A 19,646-nucleotide genomic window follows, 5' to 3' on the forward strand; every position below is an offset into this window, starting at 1 on the left:
TTGGTCGTAAAACCGTCACGTTTCTGCCGCATGCGAGCTACCGTGCCCTGTCAGAGTCCATCCTGCGCTGTCCGCAACGGCTTCTCGTTGGTCGAGATGATGGTGGTCCTGCTCGTGATGGGGCTGCTGGCGACCGCTGCAGTGCTGACGATCCCCGGCGATGGGCGCAAACTTCGCGACGAGGCCGAGCGCTTTGCAGCGCGAACGCTCGCGGCGCGGGACGAGGCCATTGTCGGCGCGCGACCTGTATCGCTGGTAGTGAGCGAGAGGGGATACTACTTCGAAGGGCGCCGCGAAGGTCGTTGGGAGCCCTTGCCGGGCCGGGGCTTTGAACTTACGGGGTGGAATGCCGAGACCATTGTCGACGGCCAGCGGCAACGCATCGTTTTCGATTCGCTGGGGCTTGCCAGCAGCGAAGCCCTTATCCGCTTGCGGCGTGCTGAAACGGCGCTTTCAATCCACCTGCGCCGAGACGGGAGCGTGATCGTCGATGGCGGTTGAGCGCAACGGCTTCACCTTGCTCGAACTGCTCGTTGCACTTGCCGTGTTTGCGATCGCGGCGCTTGCCCTGCTGCAGATGGAAGGCGCAAGTATCTCCCGCACCGCAGATCTGGACCAGCGCCTGCTTCGAGAAATCGTGGCGCAGAACATGGCGGCCGAGATACTGACCGATCCAGCGCCGCCGCCGGTTGGATCGGCTTCGGGCACCATAGAGAATGCGGGACGCCGCTTCCAGTGGACCCGCACCGTCGAGATGCAGCAAGATTACGGCGTGTTGCGCATTGCTCTGTCGGTCCGCGAGACGACTCCGGGCGCGCAGAGCCAGGCTTTCACTCTCGATTTCACCAGGCTGCCGGGAGCATGAGGCAGGAACCCTCGCCCAACGGCTTCACCTTGGTGGAGATGCTGGTGGCGCTTGCCCTGTTCGCGGTGATCGCGGTCGGCGCACTGGGGCTGCTGCGGTTCTCGGTGGACGCGGAGCTTGCGAGCCGGGACAAGACGGAAAGCATTGCTAGCCAGCGGCGGTTCCTGTCAGTTTGGACAGCGGATCTGGCTCAGGCGGTGCCGCGCCCTTCGCGTGACGCGTCCGGCACGAGCCGTCCGGCCTTCGAAGCCAATACCGATGGCGTGATGATCCGTTTTACCCGGAGCGGCTGGGACAATGTCGATGGCGCGCCGCGTCCGGGCTTGCAGAAGGTCGAGTACCGAATCACCGCAGGAGCACTGGTTCGCGCAGGCTATCCCTTTCCCGATGGCTCTGTCGCAGAAGCCGGAGCGGATGTTCTCTCCCTCAGCGCGCCGGCCACGGTGCGTTTCCGGGCGAAAGACGGCAATTGGCGCGATCGCTGGGACCCGCAACTGTCGACCGAACTGCCCGTGGCGATCGAGCTGCTGATTCCGCAAAAGGGCGTGCCGCCGTTGCGGGTGGTCTCCCTTGTCGGGGTGAACTATCAGTGAGGCCGGATGACCCTCGCGAGCGTGGCGCAGCGTTGCTCTCCGTCCTGCTGCTGGTCGCCGTGATGGCAGTCATTGCGGCGTTGATGCTCGACCGTCTCAATCTGGCCACGCGCCTTGCCGCCAATGGCCAGGCCATGACGCAAGCGAGGCTCTATGCGACTAGCGCCGAGACGCTGGCGATGGCGCGGATCAAGGCGCTGGTCGAAACCTCCCAGGAAAGGACGGTAGATCGCAGCGGTCTGCTCGGTCGAGACTTTCCGCTGCCCTTGCCGCGCGGCACCGTGATGGCGCGCGTTGATGATGCGGGGAACTGCTTCAATCTCAATTCGCTCGTCGAAGCCGATGTGCAAGGCGCCTTGCGCCTCAGGCTGGTCGGGCTGGGCCAGATGCGTGCATTGATGAAGGGTCTGGCCATTCCCGAAGCGGAAGCGGCCATCATAAGCGATTCGATTGCCGATTGGATCGACAGTGATAATGCGCCGGCTCCAAATGGTGCCGAGGACGACAGCTATCAGGGCCGTGCCGTCCCCTACCGCACGGCCGGCCGGTTGATCAGCGACGTCAGCGAGATTCGCGCGGTGCGGGGGATGACGCCGCAATTCTATGAGCGTTTGCGCCCATGGCTCTGTGCCTTGCCCGGGGCGGACCTGTCGCCAATCAACGTCAACACGCTGCGCCCGGATCAGGCCCTCCTGCTGACGATGATCGCACCCCAGGCCATTCCCGCGCAGCGCGCCCGCGCCATGTTGGCGGTACGACCTGCGCTTGGCTGGAAAAGTCCCGATGAGGCCTTGCGTGGCGTGGGAGGGGAGGGCGCTGCCGTTCCTCTCAACCAGTTGCAGGTGCGCAGCCGCTGGTTCCTGCTTACGCAGACAGTGACGGTCGATTCGGTCAGCGTGGAGGAGCAGGCATTGATCGATGTCGGCGTGAACCCGCCGCGCGTCGCTTTCCGCAGCTGGGGGGACAGGTTCAGCCGCTGAATCGTCGCCACCCGCAAATTTCCGCTTCCCTTTGTCGCGCCTTTCTGCAAAGGGGCCACCCCGCGCAGAGCAAACCTGCGCAGCAATGTGGCGACCGTAGCTCAGTTGGTTAGAGCGCCGGTTTGTGGTACCGGAGGTCGTGGGTTCGAACCCCATCGGTCGCCCCATTCTCTCCTGACATCAAAGGCATTTTCGCCATGTCGTATCGCCTTTTGGTACGGCTCGGCGCCATTGCGCTTGCCCCGTGGCGCGGCAAGTGGCAGAGCGATCATGGACCGGCGGCGGGGGTCGCCGGGAGAAGGATCAGATTCCCCGCGCCCATGCACGGATTTGCCAATCCCGCCCGTTTCCTGCGCCTTGCCCGCTGGATGATGCCGTTGCTTCTGGTGTCCGGCCTGCTCCTGTCGATGGGGGCGGTACTCTATGGCGCAATCGTTGTGCCGCCCGATCGGCTCATGGGCGATACGGTCCGCATCCTGTTCATTCATGTTCCGGCAGCCTGGCTCGGCATGGCTGGCTGGTCCACCATTGCCATCGCCAGTCTCGTCGAGCTCGTCTGGCGGCACCCGTTGGCAGCCATTGCAGGGCGGGCGGCCGCGGTTCCCGGCGCGACGTTCACGGCAATCTGCCTCGCCACCGGCTCGATCTGGGCGCGGCCCACTTGGGGCACGTGGTGGGTCTGGGATGGGCGCCTTACCAGTTTCCTCGTCCTGCTGTTCCTTTACTTCGGCTATATCGCACTGTCCGGCGCGGCGCAGCGCGACATGGCAGGCGGAGGTGGCGGCAGTCGCATCACGGCTATCTTCGGGCTGGTCGGTGCTATCAACATCCCGATCATCAATCGTTCAGTGGTGTGGTGGAACAGTCTGCATCAACCTCCATCGATCACGGCCGGCAAGTCTGCAATTGATGGCACCTTTCTGTGGCCCCTGCTGATTGCCGCACTCGGCTTCAGCCTCGTGTTCGGCGGCGTGGTCCTTGCGCGGATGCGCACTCTTCTGGCCGATATCCAGGCCGAGGCGCGGCTGCGCCGGAAAGCGATGGCGTAAACGTACGATGCGCGAAGGTCTTCAGCAGTGGGATTACGTGGCAGCAGCCCTGGCAATCGGCGTGATCGGCACGCTGGTGCTGGTAGGCTGGACGCTGGTGGCGATGATCCGGGCGGAACGCCGTCGTGACAAGGTGAGAGGCAAGTGAGCAGCATTTCCAGCGGCGGGCCAACCGGCGGCATCAAGCCGAAGCATCAGCGGCTCGTCCTGCTGGTGATCGCACTTGTTGCGCTGATCGGGGCAGGGCTGCTTGCGGCCTATGCCTTGTCAAACCAAGCCAGCTACTTCTACGTGCCGAGCGACCTGGTGAGAGACAAGCCGGAGCAGGGCCGCGCCATCCGCCTCGGCGGCATGGTCGAGCAGGGCTCGCTCAAGACGCAGGCTGATGGCGTGACGATCGATTTCATCGTCGGCGACGGCAAGGCCCGCGTGCCGGTCCGCTATACCGGCATTACCCCGGATCTCTTCGTCGAGGGATCGGGCGTCGTCGCCGAGGGCCGGATGGAGGGCGACACTTTCGTCGCCGACAATCTTCTTGCCAAGCATGACGAGAAGTACGTTCCCCGCCAGATGGGCGACATGACCGCCGCACAGGCCAAGCAAGTGGTGGCCGAAACCAAATGATCGCAGAACTCGGTCTTGCCGTATTGTGGATGGCGGCAGCGCTTGCCGTGTTGCAGCTGTTCGCCGGTTTCTCGGCGCTTCGGCCGGGCGGGAAGGTGCTGGCCGGCGTGGTTCGGCCGCTCGCGGTGATGCAGGGGGCACTGGTTGCGGTGTCCTTCCTCTGCCTGATCGACCTTTTTCTCGAGACCGATCTTTCGGTGAAGCTCGTCGCCGAGAATAGCCATTCGATGAAGCCATTCATCTTCAAGCTGGCTGGAACCTGGGGCAACCACGAAGGCTCGATGCTGCTGTGGGTGACGATCATGGCGGTTTCGGGCGGCATCGTTGCCCTGGTCGAGAAGCGCCTGCGCGAGGAAACGCTGCTGGCCACGCTTGCTGGGCAAGCCTTCGTCAGCCTTGGCTTCTATGCCTTCCTGCTCCTGTCGTCGAACCCGTTCGAACGACTGCCGGAACCGGCACCGGAAGGAGCAGGGCTGAACCCGCTTCTCCAGGATATCGGCCTCGCGTTCCACCCGCCGACGCTGTACGTCGGCTATGTCGGTCTTTCGGTCGCCTTCAGCTTCGCCATTGGCGCGCTGATCACGCGCGATGTTGGTCCCGCGTTTGCCCGGGCGATGCGTCCCTGGGTACTTGGTGCATGGATTTTCCTTACCATCGGCATCACTGCCGGTTCCTACTGGGCATACTACACGCTCGGCTGGGGCGGCTGGTGGTTCTGGGACCCGGTCGAGAACGCTTCGCTGATGCCCTGGTTGGCGGCGACGGCGCTGCTGCATTCGGCTTCGGTGCTGGCGAGCCGCAATGCCTTGCGGGCCTGGACCGTGATGCTCGGCGTGATTGCTTTCTCGATGTCGATGGTGGGCACGTTCCTTGTCCGCTCTGGCATTCTGACCTCGGTTCACGCCTTCGCAGTCGATCCTGAGCGCGGCTCGTTCATCCTTGCGCTGCTGGCGATTTACATCGGCGGTGCATTGGCTCTGTTCGGCGTTCGCGCCTCGACCGTCACCGAAGGTGAGCGGTTCAGCGTGTTCAGCCGCGAATCCAGCCTGGTGTTCAACAACGTGATGCTGTGCGGCATTCTCGGCATCGTGCTTCTGGGCACGCTTTACCCCCTGCTGACCGAGGCGTTCGGAGCCAAGGTCTCGGTCGGTCCGCCGTATTTCAATCCGGTCTCGGCCATTTTCGCGATCCCGATGATGATGGTCATGGCGGTCGGACCATTGCTGCGCTGGCGCAAGGACAAGCCGGGGCGGATAACCGCCACCGTCGCGGTGCCCGCATTGCTGGCGGCATTGGTGCTGCTGGCCGTTGCGGTCATGGCGCCGGGCATTCGTGTGCTGCCGATGCTGGGCATCGCCGTGGGCGCAGGGCTCGCAGTGGCGAGCTGGTTCCCGCTGCGTGGCCGCAATCTGCGCCGCACGCCGCTGGCGGTCTATGGCATGGTCTTCGGGCACTTCGGCATTGCCGTGGCGCTGCTTGGCGCGGCGGCGGAAAGTGCATTCTCGACCGAGCGCCTCGCCGCCATGAACGTTGGCGATACGCAGACCGTGGGGCCGATCTCGCTCAAGCTGCATAGCGTCGAGCCGGTGGCGGGGCCGAACTGGACCGCGCTGGAGGCCACCGTCAGCGCATCGTACAAGGGCGGTACGCCGGTAACGCTTCACCCGCAGGCGCGCACTTTCACCTCGCCGCCGGGCGAGCGCACAGAATCCGCGCTGCACACGCGGTGGAACGGCCAGCTCTACGCAGTCTTGGGCAACGAGGGTGAGGACGGCCGCTGGCAGATGCGCTTCTGGTGGAAGCCCTTCGTGCCACTGCTATGGCTGGGTGGCCTGCTCGTGGCCTTTGGTGGCCTGCTCGCCTTGATTGGTCGCGTGGCGCACGACGTCCGTCGCCTGCGCGCTGAAGGGAAGATTGCCTGGCGCAAGTCGCAGCAGGAGCAGCTCAAGTGACCGAGCCCGCGCCAAAGCGCTCCAGACTCGCCATCTGGCTGCCACTGATCCTGTTCGGCGCGTTCTTCGCCCTCGTGATCTGGGGCCTTGTTCGCCCGGCTGACCGTGAAGTCGCCAGCACCTTCATCGGCAAGCCTCTGCCGAGTTTTAATCTCCCGGCAGCAACCGATGACAGGCCTGGGCTGAACACTGCAGAGATGAAGGGCAAGCCCAGGCTTCTCAACGTCTTTGCTAGCTGGTGTATTCCTTGCGCCGTGGAAGCCCCACAGTTGGAAGCGCTGCGCCAGCAGGGCATCGAAATTGACGGTGTTGCCTTGCGTGATCGCAAGCAGGACCTTGAGGATTTTCTTGCCAGAAACGGCAATCCCTTTGCCCGCATCGGCAAGGACGACCTCTCCGAAGTGCAGCTCGCCATTGGCTCATCCGGCGTGCCGGAGACATTCGTCATCGATGCCAAAGGGGTGATCCGGTACCAGCACATTGGCGAGATTCGCCCCGAGGATGTGCCGCTGATCCTTGAAAAGCTGAAGGAGGCGCAATCGTGAAGCGCCTGTTCCTCATGATCGTGGCGTTGCTGGCGTCTCAGCCCCTGTTCGCTCAGGATCAGCTGCCACCTGCGCCTTATGCCTACAAGCAGCTTGAAGACCCGACGCTGGAGGCCAAAGCACAACGGCTGATGGAAACGCTGCGCTGCCTCAAGTGCCAGAGCCAGGCCATTTCGGATTCCGATGCGCCGATGGCCGGTGACATGCGGCATCAGGTCCGCACCCGCATCAAGGCGGGCGAGGACCCCGAGGCCATTCGCGCCTGGCTGGTTGAACGCTATGGCGATTACGTCAGCTACGCGCCGCAGAACAAACCGATCATGTGGCCGCTGTTTGCGGCACCGCTCGTCATTCTGCTCCTCGCTGCCGTTCTGCTGCGGGGGCGCTTCCGCAGGAGCATCAAGCCGGAGGACGGCCAATGACCTGGGTCCTGATCCTGCTGATTGCCGCGATCGTCTTCGTGCTGTTGGCTTTCGTGTTGAAGATGCCGCGTGCCGGCTGGGAACTGTCAGGCGCGGCGTTGCTCGTGGGGATCGCAGGCTATGCGCTGCAAGGCCACCCGGGCGCGCCCGGCGCGCCCAAGGCGCCGATCGAGAACAAGCGCGCCGCGGACGAGGCTCTGGTCAAGCAGCGCCAGCAGATGGGTGACCAGTTTGCCCAGGGGCAGAGCTGGATGATCCTGGCAGACGGACTTGCCCGGCAGGGGCAGTACGGCGCGGCCGCGGAGGTTTTGCGCAAGGGGACGCAACAGTTCCCCCAGGACGCCGACTTGTGGGTATCGCTCGGCAATGCGCTGGTCGGTCACAGCGATGGCATAATCACTCCCGCAGCGCAGTTCGCGTTCCAGAAGGCCGCGGCGATTGCGCCGGATCATCCCGGCCCACCGTTCTTCATGGGGCTGGCACTTGCCCAGTCCGGCAGGCTTGCCGATGCTCGCGCGATGTGGGCCGAACTGCTCCGGCGTTCTCCTGCAGACGCGCCCTATCGCGCCGATCTCTCGGAGCGAATCCAGCGCATCGACTCGATGCTTGGCGCAACCTCGGGCGCGTCGACTGCCGGAGCGCCGGTTGCGGTGCCCTCGGCAGAGGCCGGCGGATCTGGTCAAGCTGCTGAATAAAAATCAGAATTTTCTGATGAGGAACGGCCCCGTATGCCGTTCGTTAGGCTCCCGCGCGCCCGTTTTCCAGCCCATTGCGGGGGCATTGGGGCAGTGCTAAAGCGCCGCGCCGCGCCGCCCTTTCGGCGGTCGCGATCAAGGCTATGAGGCCGGGGGCACTGTTGCCATGAGTAATGCTGTCAGCAATGCCGAACCAGCCAGTGGAAGCGCACCTGCGCATTCCGCAGGGCACGGTCATCCCGGCCATTCGCACGGCCCCCTGCTGAAGCTTGCCGTCGGCGCAATCGGGGTCGTGTTCGGCGATATCGGTACCAGCCCGCTTTACGCGCTGCGCGATACGTTTGCCGGCCATCACAAGCTCCCGCTGGATCTGCTGCACATCTACGGCATCATCAGCCTGATGTTCTGGTCGATGATGATCATCGTGACGTTCAAGTACGTCTCGATCATCATGCGCGCCGACAACAAGGGCGAAGGCGGCAGCCTTGCACTGCTTGCGCTGATCAACCAGCACACTGACGGAAAGCGCTGGGGCAAGGGGATCATCCTTCTGGGGGTGTTCGCCACCGCGCTGTTCTATGGTGACTCCATGATCACCCCGGCGGTTTCGGTAATGGGCGCGATCGAAGGCGTCGCGGTTTACCGACCTGACATGCATCCGCTGATCGTGCCGCTGGTCGTCGGTATCCTGATCGGCCTGTTCTTTATCCAGAGCCGCGGGACTGAGAAGGTTGCCGCGTTCTTCGGGCCGATCATGCTGGTCTATTTCGGCACGATTGCGGTGCTCGGGAGCTTCAGCATCGCTGAATACCCTCAGGTCATCACCGCGCTCAGCCCCCACCACGCGGTCACCATGTTCATCTCCGACCCATGGCGAGGCTTCCTGGCCATGGGCGCCGCCGTGCTCGCAGTGACCGGTGCCGAGGCGCTTTACGCAGACATGGGCCACTTTGGCCGCAGCCCGATCCGGATGTCGTGGCTGGTCTTCGTCCTTCCGGCGCTGGTGCTCAACTATCTCGGCCAGGCATCGCTGCTGATCCGCAATCCCGCGGCGCTTGAAAGCCCGTTCTATTATCTTGCGCCAGAGTGGTTCCAGTGGCCGCTGCTGTTCATTGCCTCCTGCGCTGCCGTGATCGCCTCACAAGCAGTGATCTCCGGCGCATTTTCGGTGACGCAGCAGGCGATCCAGCTTGGTTTCATCCCGCGCATGACGATCAAGCACACCTCCACTGCGGCCGGCCAGATCTACATCCCCGTGATCAACTGGGCGCTGATGATTGCGGTGATCCTGCTGGTGCTGGTGTTCCAGCGCTCGTCGAACCTGACCGCCGCCTACGGCATCGCGGTCACCGGTGCGATGCTGATCGACAACTTCCTTCTTGCCGTTGTGCTGTTCAAGCTGTGGCATTGGAAGGCTCCTGCGGCCGTCGTCATGCTGGCCTTGTTCTTCGCGATCGACGGGGCATACCTTGGCGCGAACATGACCAAGATCCCCGACGGTGGCTGGGTTCCGCTCGTCATGGGCATTGCCATCTTCACCCTGTTGACGACATGGTCGCGTGGCCGTGCCCTGATGCGGGAGAACATGGCCGAAGGCACGATCCCGCTTGAGGTGTTCACAAAGTCTGCCCATTCGAGCGCGGCGCGCGTGTCCGGCACGGCGATCTTCATGGCGTCGACTGCCGCTGGCGTCCCTTCGGCCCTGCTGCACAACATCAAGCACAACAAGGTCCTGCACGAGCGCGTCGTGATCCTCACGGTCTCGATCGAGGATGTGCCCTACGTTGACGAAGGCGATCGCTATTCGGTCAAGGATTTCGGCAACGGCTTCTACCGGCTGAACCTTCGATTTGGCTTCCTCGAAGAGACGGACGTGCCCGGCGCATTGAAGGGCGTGAGCATGTGTGGCGAGCCGTTCAACATGATGAAGACCAGCTTCTTCCTCTCGCGCCAGACGCTCATCCCCTCGGAAAAGCCCGGCATGGCTTTGTGGCGCGAGAAGTTGTTTGCCTGGATGTTGCGTAATGCGGCAAGCGCCATGGAGTTCTTCCGGCTTCCCACCAACCGCGTTGTCGAACTGGGCAGTCAGTTGAAAATTTGAACGGTCCGCTTCGGTTCGTCCGGTTTTCAGTAGCGGATATTGGAATTCGGGAGAATTCCGTTACTTCTTGCCCAACGTGGCAACAGGGACGCCCACATGGCCGATAGCGCGCTTCTGCGCGAGATTCTCGATGCTCAGCTTGAAACCGTCTGCCGTTTTCGGGCGGACGGCACGATCCTGTTCGTCAATCGCGCCTACGCAGCAACCTTGGGGCGCGAGCCGCACGAACTGACGGGGCGGAACCTGTGGGATTTCGTCACGGGTGAAGATCAGGCGCATGTCCGCGCCATGTTGCTCAACCTGACCCCTGCGCAGCCTGAACTGACCATAGAGAACCGTTTCGAAGCTGCGGGCGGGACCCGGTGGATGCTGTGGCGCAATCACGCCCTCGAATTCGATGATGCGGGCGCATGGTCGGTTGCCCAATCGACCGGCATCGACATTACCGAGCGCAAGCAACTGGAAGAGCAACTCAAGCTGCTCGTCGACGAGCTGAATCATCGCGTGAAGAACACGCTCATGGTGGTTCAGGCGATGGCTCATCAGACGTTTCGTGGCGAAGGCGCAGCCGATGGTCGCATCAGCACATTCAGCGACAGGCTTGCCGCGCTATCCGGAGCCCACGACGCCCTGAGCCGGACAAACTGGGCCGGAGCGCGGCTGGCCGATATCGTGAACCATGGGCTGTTGATCTGCAGAGCCGATGACATGCGGATCGATTTGTCGGGGCCGGAAGTGATCATGCCTGCGAATGCCACTGTTTCGCTGGTCATGGTCCTGCATGAACTGGCTACCAACGCCATGAAATACGGCGCGCTGTCGGGCCTTACCGGCCGAGTGACGGTGCGTTGGGCGCTCGATGACTCCGAAATGGTTGTAATAGATTGGGTCGAAAGCGGTGGCCCTGAGGTGAATATGCCGGAACGCAAGGGTTTCGGCTCGCGCCTGTTGGCCGAAGCGATACCTCGCCAGCTTGGTGGTCGCGTCGATCTGGACTATGACAGGGCCGGGTTACGATGCCGTATCGCAGTGCCGCATTTCCGGCCATTTCCTGGGACGCAAGATGATTGACGGGAAACGCATACTGGTCGTTGAAGACGAGTTCATTGTCGCGGCAATGCTTTGCGATACCCTGGAGGATCACGGCGCCATGCCTGTGGGTCCGGTCGGCAGGGTGAGCGAGGGGCTGGATGTGATCGCCGCAGGCGGAATAGACGCTGCGGTACTTGATTGGAACCTTGCCGGGGAATCCGGTTCGTCACTGGCAGAAGCGCTGGCTGCGCGAGACGTTCCGTTCATCATCGCCACGGGTTATGGTTCGGTCGATGCGCCGTTCAACGATCGGCCAATTCTGAGCAAGCCATACGTGTCGGCTCATCTCATTGAAAAGCTGTCCGGTCTTTTCACCGGCTGACTTGCAAAACCGTTGAACCCCGGAGCGGCATTGCCGCCCCGGGAATTCAGATCAGTCCTTCTTGGCTTCCGCCACGGATTCGTTGTGAAGGCTGGCTTCGGCTTCGGCGGCTTCCTGCTTGGTAGCCGCAGCTGCCTTGTCGGCCATTTCGTCGGTCTTTGCGGCCGCATTGTCGACGGCAGCAGCGGCCTTGTCACCCAGCTCGTCAGTAGCGGCCGCCGCGTTGTCGGCAGCGTTGGCAACGTCATTACCGGCCGATTCCGCCGTCGTCTCGGCAGCTTCCTGCGTCTTTTCCGAGCAAGCGGAAAGCGTCAGGGCGGTCGCCGCGGCGGCAGCGAGGATCGTGAACTTGCGCATGTGGTGAATTACTCCCCTTGGTGTCGTACCCGCAGCGCGGGTTGAGGAGGCAACGCATGAACACGCATTAGTATCCCGTCGCAGAAAAAGGGCGCAGCATCCGAGAATGCCGCGCCCCCCGTCAGAGTGCGTCAAGGCTGAGATGGTCAGCCGAGGTTTGCGCTCACCATGCAGTACAGCATCGGCAGCGACAGCAGCAGATTGGTGCGGCTTGCGGCCAGCGCGCGCGGTGCGGCGGCAGCCTTTTCCTCAGCCGATGCCTCGACGATGCCGAGGATCTTCTTCTGGGCGGGCCAGATGATGAACCATACGTTGAACGCCATGATCAGCGCCAGCCACATGCCAAGGCCGATCATGTTGACGTTGCCTTCGCCCGAGAAGGTCATCGCCTGGTGGCCGTATCCGTTCACGAACGCGATGACGAGGCCGGTGATGACCGTAAGCAGCGCGGCATAGCGGAAGAAGAAGAACACCTTGGGTGCGATGTGACCCGTGATCGCGCCCTTCTGTTCGGCCGGGATCTTCGGCATGGTCGGCACCTGAACGAAGTTCAGGTAGTAGAGCAGGCCGATCCACAGGATGCCGAAGAAGGCGTGGAGCCAGCGGAACACCGAGTTGGCGTCCACCGGAGCGGATGCGCCGTAGCCCACCATCACCGCAATGGCAGCGACGAGACCGACTACGAGTACGAGATGAAGATTGCCAAAGAATTTGGCCATGTGATTTCCCCCTATGTGCAACCGTCATATGGCAGGAGCACGACCATGCCCCCACGGTTGCCGCGCATATTAGGCAGCGTGCCGCAAATGTCACACAAAATTAGGGATGGGCTGCCAGCCTCTTCGGGAAGGCTAGGCGCGCCTCAGTCGTGCGGAGGGTTCTGTTCCACCTCGGTCTTTTCGTCCATTGCCAACCCGTGCTTCATCAGCATGGGGATCTGGGCGAACGTGAACAGGAACGACAGTGAGGTCACACCCCAGAGCTTTGCCTGCAGCCAGATTTCGAAGTTGCCGTTGGCCGTATTGAAGAAGTACCGCAGGACTTCATTCAGCCCGGCCAGGAACAGGAAAAAGAACGCCCAGTTCCGCGACAGCTTCAGCCAGCCTTCCTCATTCAGACCATCGAATGCGGCTTCGAGCAGGTAGCGCAGCATGGCCTTGCCCTTGGCAAGGCCAGCGAACAGCACGCCAGCAAAGAGCAGATATATCGCCGTTGGCTTGACCTGGATCCAGAAGGGATCGCCCAGCAGGACAGTCAGCGTCCCGAACCCGAGGATCAGCACGGTCGACAGCCACAGCATCGGCGAAATCTTGCCGAGCCGCAGCTTCGAGACGATCAAAGCCACGACGGTTGCGACCATGAAGGCTGCAGTGCCTTTGGTAACGGCCACCACCTCGGCCAGCCCGGCATCACCACTGTCGCGCTTGAAGTAGCGATAGGCGAGGAAGAACACGAGCAGCGGACCGTAATCGACCAGCAGGTTCAGCCAGGACGATTTGGGCTTCTTTCGGGCCTCGCTCACCGGAACACTCCTGCGATGACCTTGGCGACAAGGTCGGGATCGAACGGGCGCAGATCGTCGATCTTTTCGCCCACGCCGATCGCGTGGATCGGCAAGCCGTACTGCTCCGCCGCCGCCACCAGCACGCCGCCACGCGCGGTGCCGTCAAGCTTGGTCATGATCAGGCCGGTCACCCCTGCCACTTCCTTGAAGATCTCGATCTGCTGCAGCGCATTCTGTCCGTTGGTGGCATCCAGCACCAGCACCACGTCATGCGGGGCTTCCGGATTGAGGCGGCCGAGCACGCGGCGCACCTTTGCCAGTTCGTCCATCAGCTCGCGCTTGTTCTGGAGGCGGCCGGCGGTATCGACGATCAGGGTGTCGATGCCGGTGTCGGTGGCGGTCTTTACCGCATCGAACACGATGGCAGCCGGGTCGCCGCCCTCGGGGCCGGTGACGATGGGCACGCCGAGGCGATCGGCCCATACCTTGAGCTGGCCTATCGCCGCCGCGCGGAAGGTGTCGCCCGCTGCCAGCATCACGCCGTAGTCCTGCTCCTGGAACAGGTGGGCGAGCTTGGCGATGGTGGTTGTCTTGCCTGATCCGTTGACGCCGATCACCAGGATCACCTGCGGACGAGGAAACGCCACGATTTCCAGCGGCTTGGCAACCGGGCGGAGGATCGCGGCGATCTCTTCGGCCACTGCTTCCTTCAGTCCCCGTTCGTCCACGCCGTTTTCGAACCGGGCGCTTTTCAGGCGTTCGCGGATGCGGGCGGCGGCACGGGGGCCGAGGTCGGACAGGATCAGCGCGTCCTCGATATCATCGAGTTGCTCGTCGCTCAGGCGGCTGCTGCCGACGATCCCGCCGAGATTTTCGGCAAGCCGCTCGGACGTCTTGCGGAATCCGCCGAGGATGCGGTCGGACCAGCTGGGGCTGGCGGTTTCGGCACTCATTCGAGTATTCCTTCAAAAATCCTGGTCGGCGTTACCGTGACGAGGCTCCCGACGGGAGTGCCTTCCGGAACGCGGTAGGTCGCAAAGTGTCCCGCATGGCCGGTTCCGTCGCGCTCGGCAAGGACTTGCGCAGGCGTGCCGAGGAGCGACTGCAGCCAATCCCGGCGTTGCCTGGCCACTTCGGCCCGGACTTCGGCCGCGCGTTCCCTGACGAGCACGGGATCGACTTGCGGCATGCGCGCTGCCGGCGTGCCGGGACGAGGGGAGTAGGGGAAGACGTGGCCGTGGACGACCGAGCAGTCGCGCACGATCGAGACATTGTCGGCGTGCATTTCGGGCGTCTCGGTCGGAAAACCTGCGATCAGGTCGGCGCCGATTGCTATGCCTGGGCGTCGCGCCTTCAAGCGCTGCACCAGATCGATCGCGTCATGGCGCGAGTGCCGCCGCTTCATCCGCTTGAGCACCATGTCGTTGCCGGACTGCAAGGACAGGTGGACGTGCGGCATCACGCGCGCCTCCTGCGTGATCAGTTCGAACAATAGCGGATCGATCTCCACGCCGTCGAGAGAGGACAGCCGCAAACGGGGCAGGGCGGGAAAAGCGTGCAGGATCGCCGCGACAAGATCACCAAGCCGCGGGCTACCGGGCAGGTCCGCGCCCCATGAAGTGACATCGACACCCGTCAGAACCACCTCGTTGACGCCCTCGAGCCGCGCGATCGCTTCGATGACTGCTGCTGTCGCGAGCGAAACGCTGGTCCCCCGGCCTTGCGGGATGATGCAGAAGGTGCAGGCGTGATCGCATCCGTTCTGCACCGGCACAAAGGCGCGAGTGTGAGAAGTGCCGCTTCCCCGCGAAGGCAGGGGCCGCAGCCGGTTTACGGAAGGTTCTGTAGCAACACCGAGGTCCCCGCCTTCGCGGGGACGCCATGTGGCGGGCTTCAGCTTGTCGGCATTCGGCACCACCGCATCGACCTCGGCCATTCCGGCGAAGGCGTCCTGCTCGATCGTGGCGGCGCAGCCGGTCACCACGAGCCGGGCATCGGGATTTTCTCGCCGCAGCCTGCGCACTGCGCGGCGTGACTGGCGCACGGCTTCGGCAGTCACGGCGCAGGAGTTGACGACCACGGTCGGCGGTCCATCAGCGAGAAACCCGCTGATCGCCTCGCTTTCGGCAATGTTGAGGCGGCAGCCGAGAGAGACGACCTGTCCGCTCATGCGGGGAAATCAGCGTCCTCGAAGGAGCCTTCGAAGCTCAGCGCGGCAGGACCGGTCATTTCGATCGAGCCGCCTTCCGGCCAGGCGATGGTGAGGGGGCCGCCGGGCAGGTCGACGCGGACCTTGCGGCCGGTCAGCTTGCGACGCATGGCTGCCACGGCCGTCGCGCAGGCGCCGGTGCCGCAGGCGCGGGTCACGCCTGCACCGCGCTCCCACACGCGCAGTCTGAGGTGATTGGAGCCGACCACGCTGGCAACATTGACGTTTACGCGCTCGGGAAAAACCGCATCGTTTTCAATGATGGGGCCCAGTCTTTCAAGCTCTACCGCATCGGCATCGGGCACGAAGAATACCGCATGGGGGTTGCCGACATTGACGCCGACGGGATTTTCCAACTCTTCCCAGCCAAGCGGCAACTCCAGGGTATCCATGGCATAACTCAGGGGTATCTCCTGCCAGCCAAAGCGGGGCAGGCCCATGTCCACGGTCACGCCATCCTCGCCCGCCTCGGAGCGGATCAGGCCACCCAGGGTCTCGATCGAGTTCGTTCCCCCGAGCAGAAGTCCAACAGCCCGGCTGGCATTGCCGCAAGCCTCGACCTCGCCGCCGTCGTTGTTGAAGATGCGCATGCGCACGTCGGCAATCCGCGACGGCTCGAGCACGATCAGCTGGTCGCAGCCAATGCCGGTGCGGCGGTCGGCCAGCGCGGCGGCGCGGCGCGTGGTCATTGCCACCGGCGTCTCGCGTGCGTCGATCACCACGAAATCGTTGCCGAGGCCATGCATCTTGCGGAAGGGAATGCGCATGGCGCGCGACTTAGGGATTGCGGCGCCTCGTGGCAATCATTTCGCCGAAAATCAGGCCGTGGCCGCTCGCGGCATTTCGGGCAGTTCGTTGACCGAGATCGCGGGGGCGCTGGGCAGCAGGTTGTGGCTGGCCAGCAGGGCCCGTACGGCGTCTGCGTCTTCAGGCTGACCGTAGAGATAGCCCTGGCCCTTGAAGGAGCCGTATTTGCGCAGTTCGTCGAGCACTTCCGGGCTTTCGATGCCTTCGGCGGTGATCGGCAGGTCCATGCCCTTGCCGAGCGACGAGATCGCTTCGATGATGGTACCGCTGTCCTTGCTCTTGCCGAGCGTCGAGACGAAGAAGCGGTCGATCTTGATCCGGTCGAAGGGCAGGGTGCGCAGCTGCGCCAATGACGAATAGCCGGTGCCGAAATCGTCGAGGCTGATGCGGATGCCCTGATTCTTGAGGCTGGTGATCAGGGTGCGCACGACGCCGACGTTTTCATGCAGGCATGTTTCGGTAATCTCGATGTCGAGCCGGTGCGGCGGGAAGTTGGCTTCGACCAGCAGCTTGAGCAGCTTCTGGGCAAACCACGGATCGCGCAGCTGCAGCGGCGAGATGTTGACCGAGAGAGTCAGGCGAGGGTCCCATTCGCGCGCATCGCGCAGCGCCTGACGGATCAGGCTTTCCGACAGCTCCGAGATCAGGCCGATTTCTTCTGCGATCGGAATGAAAAGTTCGGGCGAGAGCAAGCCATGCCTGGGGCTCTTCCAACGGGCAAGCATTTCGAAGCCGGTCAGCTCGCCACTGTCGAGATCGACCTGCTTTTCGTAATAGGGCACGAATTCGCCGCGAGGAATACCTTCGCGGATGCCGCGTTCGAGTTCGCTGCGGAAGCGCAGTTCGCTCTCCATGTTCTGTTCGAACCAGTAGTAGCGGTTCCGTCCGCCCTTCTTTGCCTGGTACATGGCCAGGTCAGCGCGGTGGATCAGCAGTTCCGCCAGGGTGCCGGCGTCGTTCGGGTCGGCCGGTCCCGTGTTGGCAAGGCCAATGGAGGCTGTCACTTCAAGTGCGAGTCCGTCGATTTCCACCGGGCGCGCGATCGAAGCGTTCAGGCGGATCATCAGGCGGTCGATGGCTTCGACATGATCCGGATCGTAAATGGTGGCAAAGGCGAATTCGTCGCCGCCAAGGCGCGCCATGATCGATTTCTCGGGCAACAGCGCGCGAATCCGTTCGGCGGTCTGCAGCAGCACGGCATCGCCAGCCTGGTGGCCGTGCGCATCGTTCGACTTCTTGAAGTTGTCGAGATCCATCATCATCGCCACCACCTCATGACCGGTGGCCCGGGCGGTGTGGATCATGTCCTGCAGGGCAGGGCCGATACTCCGGCGGTTGAGGCAGCCGGTGAGGGGGTCGGTATGGGCCAGTCTGTGGGCCACTTCCTCGGCAACTCGGCGCTGGCCGACTTCGCGGGTGAGATCGACATAGCGCCGCCAACCGAACAGGAGGAGGGCGATATTGAGCACAAGCGCGGTGCCGAGCATCGGTTCTTGCGGCCTTGCGCCCGTCGCGAGTGAATGCAGGAAATCGCGCAGCACGGATGAGCCGTTCGCCACGAAGAGCAGCACGGCTGCAATGATGACGCCGAGACCCACGATGTCGTGATCCCGCCGGTCCTTGAGCGCGATGCTTGTGGCATCCGGCTCGTTGAACTTGATAGGCGCTGTCGCCATACCCCCGCTTTCATCTCTGCCGCATGTCCTGCGGCCCGATTCCGTCAGGGCCATGGCTAAGGGAACGTCCTGAAATTTTGGTTAAGGACTGGTTCTGACGCAGGGCAGGCGTTGCGGGCGGACAGCAGGCCGGGTGGCCAATCGGCCTAAGCTGCTTGCCTTGCGGGCAAAGCGAGGCTAAAGGGCAGGCCTGCGAGCGCCATTGCGTCTTGCGGATTCGACAACGGCCCCTGTTCAGGATGCCACACGCTGGTCGGCGAGGTTTCGCCCACCGGCGTTTTTCGCGTTACGCGAAAGTGGTTCCCGATCAAGGGCATGATGATGGGAATTGCGCGTGTTCGACAGTCTTTCAGACCGGCTTGGAGGCGTATTCGATCGCCTGCGTGGCCGCGGCGCGCTGCGTGAGGAAGATGTCCTTGCGGCGATGCGCGAAGTGCGGATCGCGTTGCTTGAGGCCGACGTTGCCCTTCCCGTCGTTCGCCGATTTATTGACTCCGTTTCGGAGCAAGCCGTTGGCCAGTCGGTCCTGAAGTCGGTCACGCCCGGCCAGCAGGTCGTCAAGATTGTCAACGATGCGCTGGTCGAGATGCTTGGCGGCGGCACGGCCGAGCTTGATTTGAATGCTGCTCCGCCGGTCGTGATCATGATGGTCGGCCTGCAGGGGTCGGGCAAGACCACCAGCACGGCCAAGATCGGCAAGTTGCTGAAGGAAAAGCAGGGCAAGAAGGTCCTGATGGCCTCGCTGGACGTCAATCGTCCGGCGGCGCAGGAACAGCTTCGCGTTCTGGGCGAACAGGCGGGCGTTGCCACGCTGCCGATCATCACCGGGCAGCAGCCGGTCGACATCGCCACCCGCGCCGTGAACGCGGCCAAGCTGCAGGCGGTCGACGTCCTTCTGCTCGACACCGCAGGCCGACTCCACGTCGATCAGGCGCTGATGGACGAGATGAAGGCGGTTGCCGCTGTCTCGGCCCCGAAGGAAACGCTGCTCGTCGTCGACTCGCTGACGGGCCAGGATGCGGTCAACGTTGCACAGTCGTTCTCGGGCGAAGTCGATCTTACCGGCGTGATCCTCACCCGCATGGACGGTGATGCGCGTGGCGGTGCGGCGCTGTCGATGCGGGCCGTTACCGGCAAGCCGATCAAGTTTGCCGCAACCGGCGAAAAGCTGGACGCGATTGAGCCGTTCCATCCGGAGCGCGTGGCTGGCCGTATCCTTGGCATGGGCGACATCGTGTCCATCGTCGAGAAGGCGGCGGCGACGATCCAGGCGGAAGACGCCGAGAAGCTCGCCCAGCGCATGGCCAAGGGTCAGTTCGACATGAACGACCTGCGCACCCAGTTGCGCCAGATGCAGAACATGGGCGGTCTTGGTGTGCTGGCGGGCATGATGCCGGGCATGAAGAAGGCCAAGGCGGCGATGGCGCAGTCCGGCATGGACGACAAGGTGCTGCTGCGCATGGACGCGATCATCGGTTCGATGACGCCCAAGGAACGCGAGAAGCCCGAACTGCTCAACGCCAAGCGCAAGATCCGCGTCGCCAAGGGTTCCGGCACGCAGGTGCAGGACGTCAACAAGCTTCTGAAAATGCACCAGGAAATGGCCAAGGCCATGAAGCAGATCAAGAAGATGGGCGGCCTCAAGGGGCTGGGCGCGCTGTTCGGCAAGGGTGGCCTTGGCGCCGCGATGCCGGGGCTGGACCAGCAGATGGGTGCCGGTGGTCTTGGCGGTCTGGGTGGGGGCGGCCTGCCCGGTCTGGGTTCGGGCGGCTTGCCGGGCAATCTCGGCGATCTGCTCAAGAAGAAGTGATTTCGAGTTTCGCAGTTCGCACAGTTTGATTGAAAGGTAGTTC

General features: G+C 63.3%; 22 protein-coding genes and 1 tRNA gene. 16 read left to right on the forward strand and 7 right to left on the reverse strand.

All coding sequences use genetic code 11. The features are described from left to right. The first annotated feature begins 30 nt into the window (after nt 1-30). From AX703_RS26505 to AX703_RS07020, 15 genes are all read left to right on the forward strand, one after another. The gene (locus AX703_RS26505; protein WP_231735418.1) at nt 31-501 is read left to right on the forward strand and encodes a GspH/FimT family pseudopilin; all 471 of its coding nucleotides are present in this window, start codon (nt 31-33) and stop codon (nt 499-501) included. Then, nucleotides 491-865, forward strand: coding sequence for a type II secretion system minor pseudopilin GspI (gene gspI / locus AX703_RS06960; RefSeq protein WP_062343417.1), 375 nt, complete (start codon nt 491-493; stop codon nt 863-865). The genes AX703_RS26505 and gspI overlap by 11 nt, the downstream gene beginning before the upstream one ends. Continuing rightward, nucleotides 862-1,458: a type II secretion system minor pseudopilin GspJ gene (gene gspJ, locus AX703_RS06965; RefSeq protein WP_062343418.1), complete on the forward strand. Its 597-nt coding sequence runs from the start codon at nt 862-864 to the stop codon at nt 1,456-1,458. Before gspI ends, gspJ begins: the two co-directional genes overlap by 4 nt. Then, nucleotides 1,455-2,438 carry a type II secretion system minor pseudopilin GspK gene (gene gspK / locus AX703_RS06970; protein WP_062343419.1) on the forward strand — a complete coding sequence of 328 codons (984 nt, stop codon included), beginning with the start codon at nt 1,455-1,457 and terminating at the stop codon, nt 2,436-2,438. The genes gspJ and gspK overlap by 4 nt, the downstream gene beginning before the upstream one ends. Before the next feature lie 90 nt (nt 2,439-2,528). Continuing rightward, a tRNA-His gene (locus AX703_RS06975) sits at nt 2,529-2,605 on the forward strand. Between the two features lie 153 nt (nt 2,606-2,758). Further along, nucleotides 2,759-3,487: a heme ABC transporter permease CcmC gene (gene ccmC, locus AX703_RS06980; RefSeq protein ID WP_039337467.1), complete on the forward strand. Its 729-nt coding sequence runs from the start codon at nt 2,759-2,761 to the stop codon at nt 3,485-3,487. Between the two features lie 7 nt (nt 3,488-3,494). Beyond that, on the forward strand, nt 3,495-3,635 hold the full coding sequence (locus tag AX703_RS27815; protein WP_169745750.1) for a hypothetical protein: 141 nt from the start codon (nt 3,495-3,497) through the stop codon (nt 3,633-3,635). After that, entirely contained in the window at nt 3,632-4,111 is a 480-nt protein-coding gene (gene ccmE, locus AX703_RS06985) for a cytochrome c maturation protein CcmE (RefSeq protein ID WP_231735420.1), read from the forward strand. Before AX703_RS27815 ends, ccmE begins: the two co-directional genes overlap by 4 nt. Beyond that, the gene (locus AX703_RS06990) at nt 4,108-6,063 is read left to right on the forward strand and encodes a heme lyase CcmF/NrfE family subunit (RefSeq protein WP_062343420.1); all 1,956 of its coding nucleotides are present in this window, start codon (nt 4,108-4,110) and stop codon (nt 6,061-6,063) included. The genes ccmE and AX703_RS06990 overlap by 4 nt, the downstream gene beginning before the upstream one ends. Further along, entirely contained in the window at nt 6,060-6,608 is a 549-nt protein-coding gene (locus tag AX703_RS06995) for a DsbE family thiol:disulfide interchange protein (RefSeq protein WP_062343421.1), read from the forward strand. The genes AX703_RS06990 and AX703_RS06995 overlap by 4 nt, the downstream gene beginning before the upstream one ends. A gap of 14 nt (nt 6,609-6,622) precedes the next feature. Further along, nucleotides 6,623-7,030: a cytochrome c-type biogenesis protein gene (locus AX703_RS07000; protein WP_062343445.1), complete on the forward strand. Its 408-nt coding sequence runs from the start codon at nt 6,623-6,625 to the stop codon at nt 7,028-7,030. After that, nucleotides 7,027-7,725 carry a tetratricopeptide repeat protein gene (locus AX703_RS07005; protein ID WP_039337471.1) on the forward strand — a complete coding sequence of 233 codons (699 nt, stop codon included), beginning with the start codon at nt 7,027-7,029 and terminating at the stop codon, nt 7,723-7,725. Before AX703_RS07000 ends, AX703_RS07005 begins: the two co-directional genes overlap by 4 nt. Nucleotides 7,726-7,891: 166 nt before the next feature. Beyond that, the gene (locus AX703_RS07010; protein WP_039337473.1) at nt 7,892-9,826 is read left to right on the forward strand and encodes a potassium transporter Kup; all 1,935 of its coding nucleotides are present in this window, start codon (nt 7,892-7,894) and stop codon (nt 9,824-9,826) included. Nucleotides 9,827-9,922: 96 nt separating this feature from the next. Next, on the forward strand, nt 9,923-10,897 hold the full coding sequence (locus AX703_RS07015; RefSeq protein WP_062343422.1) for a sensor histidine kinase: 975 nt from the start codon (nt 9,923-9,925) through the stop codon (nt 10,895-10,897). Continuing rightward, on the forward strand, nt 10,890-11,240 hold the full coding sequence (locus tag AX703_RS07020) for a response regulator (protein WP_039337474.1): 351 nt from the start codon (nt 10,890-10,892) through the stop codon (nt 11,238-11,240). The genes AX703_RS07015 and AX703_RS07020 overlap by 8 nt, the downstream gene beginning before the upstream one ends. A gap of 51 nt (nt 11,241-11,291) precedes the next feature. Here the strand turns inward: AX703_RS07020 and AX703_RS07025 are convergent, their stop codons facing one another. The 7 genes from AX703_RS07025 to AX703_RS07055 form a co-directional block, all read right to left on the reverse strand. After that, a complete protein-coding gene (locus AX703_RS07025; protein ID WP_062343423.1) occupies nt 11,292-11,597 on the reverse strand; it encodes a hypothetical protein in 306 nt (101 codons plus the stop codon). A 146-nt stretch (nt 11,598-11,743) separates the two neighbouring features. Then, nucleotides 11,744-12,316 carry a urate hydroxylase PuuD gene (locus tag AX703_RS07030; RefSeq protein WP_039337478.1) on the reverse strand — a complete coding sequence of 191 codons (573 nt, stop codon included), beginning with the start codon at nt 12,314-12,316 and terminating at the stop codon, nt 11,744-11,746. Nucleotides 12,317-12,459: 143 nt separating this feature from the next. Further along, nucleotides 12,460-13,119: an inner membrane-spanning protein YciB gene (locus tag AX703_RS07035; protein WP_062343424.1), complete on the reverse strand. Its 660-nt coding sequence runs from the start codon at nt 13,117-13,119 to the stop codon at nt 12,460-12,462. Then, a complete protein-coding gene (ftsY, locus tag AX703_RS07040) occupies nt 13,116-14,054 on the reverse strand; it encodes a signal recognition particle-docking protein FtsY (RefSeq protein ID WP_039337482.1) in 939 nt (312 codons plus the stop codon). The genes AX703_RS07035 and ftsY overlap by 4 nt, the downstream gene beginning before the upstream one ends. Beyond that, complete coding sequence (locus AX703_RS07045) at nt 14,051-15,271, reverse strand: MiaB/RimO family radical SAM methylthiotransferase (RefSeq protein ID WP_062343425.1); 1,221 nt, start codon at nt 15,269-15,271, stop codon at nt 14,051-14,053. Before AX703_RS07045 ends, ftsY begins: the two co-directional genes overlap by 4 nt. Then, nucleotides 15,268-16,077, reverse strand: coding sequence for a diaminopimelate epimerase (gene dapF / locus AX703_RS07050; RefSeq protein ID WP_062343426.1), 810 nt, complete (start codon nt 16,075-16,077; stop codon nt 15,268-15,270). Before dapF ends, AX703_RS07045 begins: the two co-directional genes overlap by 4 nt. Nucleotides 16,078-16,128: 51 nt before the next feature. Then, nucleotides 16,129-17,793 (reverse strand): bifunctional diguanylate cyclase/phosphodiesterase, encoded by a 1,665-nt coding sequence (locus tag AX703_RS07055; protein WP_062343427.1) that lies wholly within the window; start codon nt 17,791-17,793, stop codon nt 16,129-16,131. A gap of 334 nt (nt 17,794-18,127) precedes the next feature. Between AX703_RS07055 and ffh the strand changes: the two genes are divergently transcribed. After that, a complete protein-coding gene (ffh, locus tag AX703_RS07060; protein WP_062343428.1) occupies nt 18,128-19,603 on the forward strand; it encodes a signal recognition particle protein in 1,476 nt (491 codons plus the stop codon). Nucleotides 19,604-19,646 lie beyond the last annotated feature (43 nt).

It is taken from the genome of Novosphingobium sp. CCH12-A3, from assembly GCF_001556015.1.
In the GTDB taxonomy this organism is placed as follows: Bacteria; Pseudomonadota; Alphaproteobacteria; order Sphingomonadales; family Sphingomonadaceae; genus Novosphingobium; species Novosphingobium subterraneum.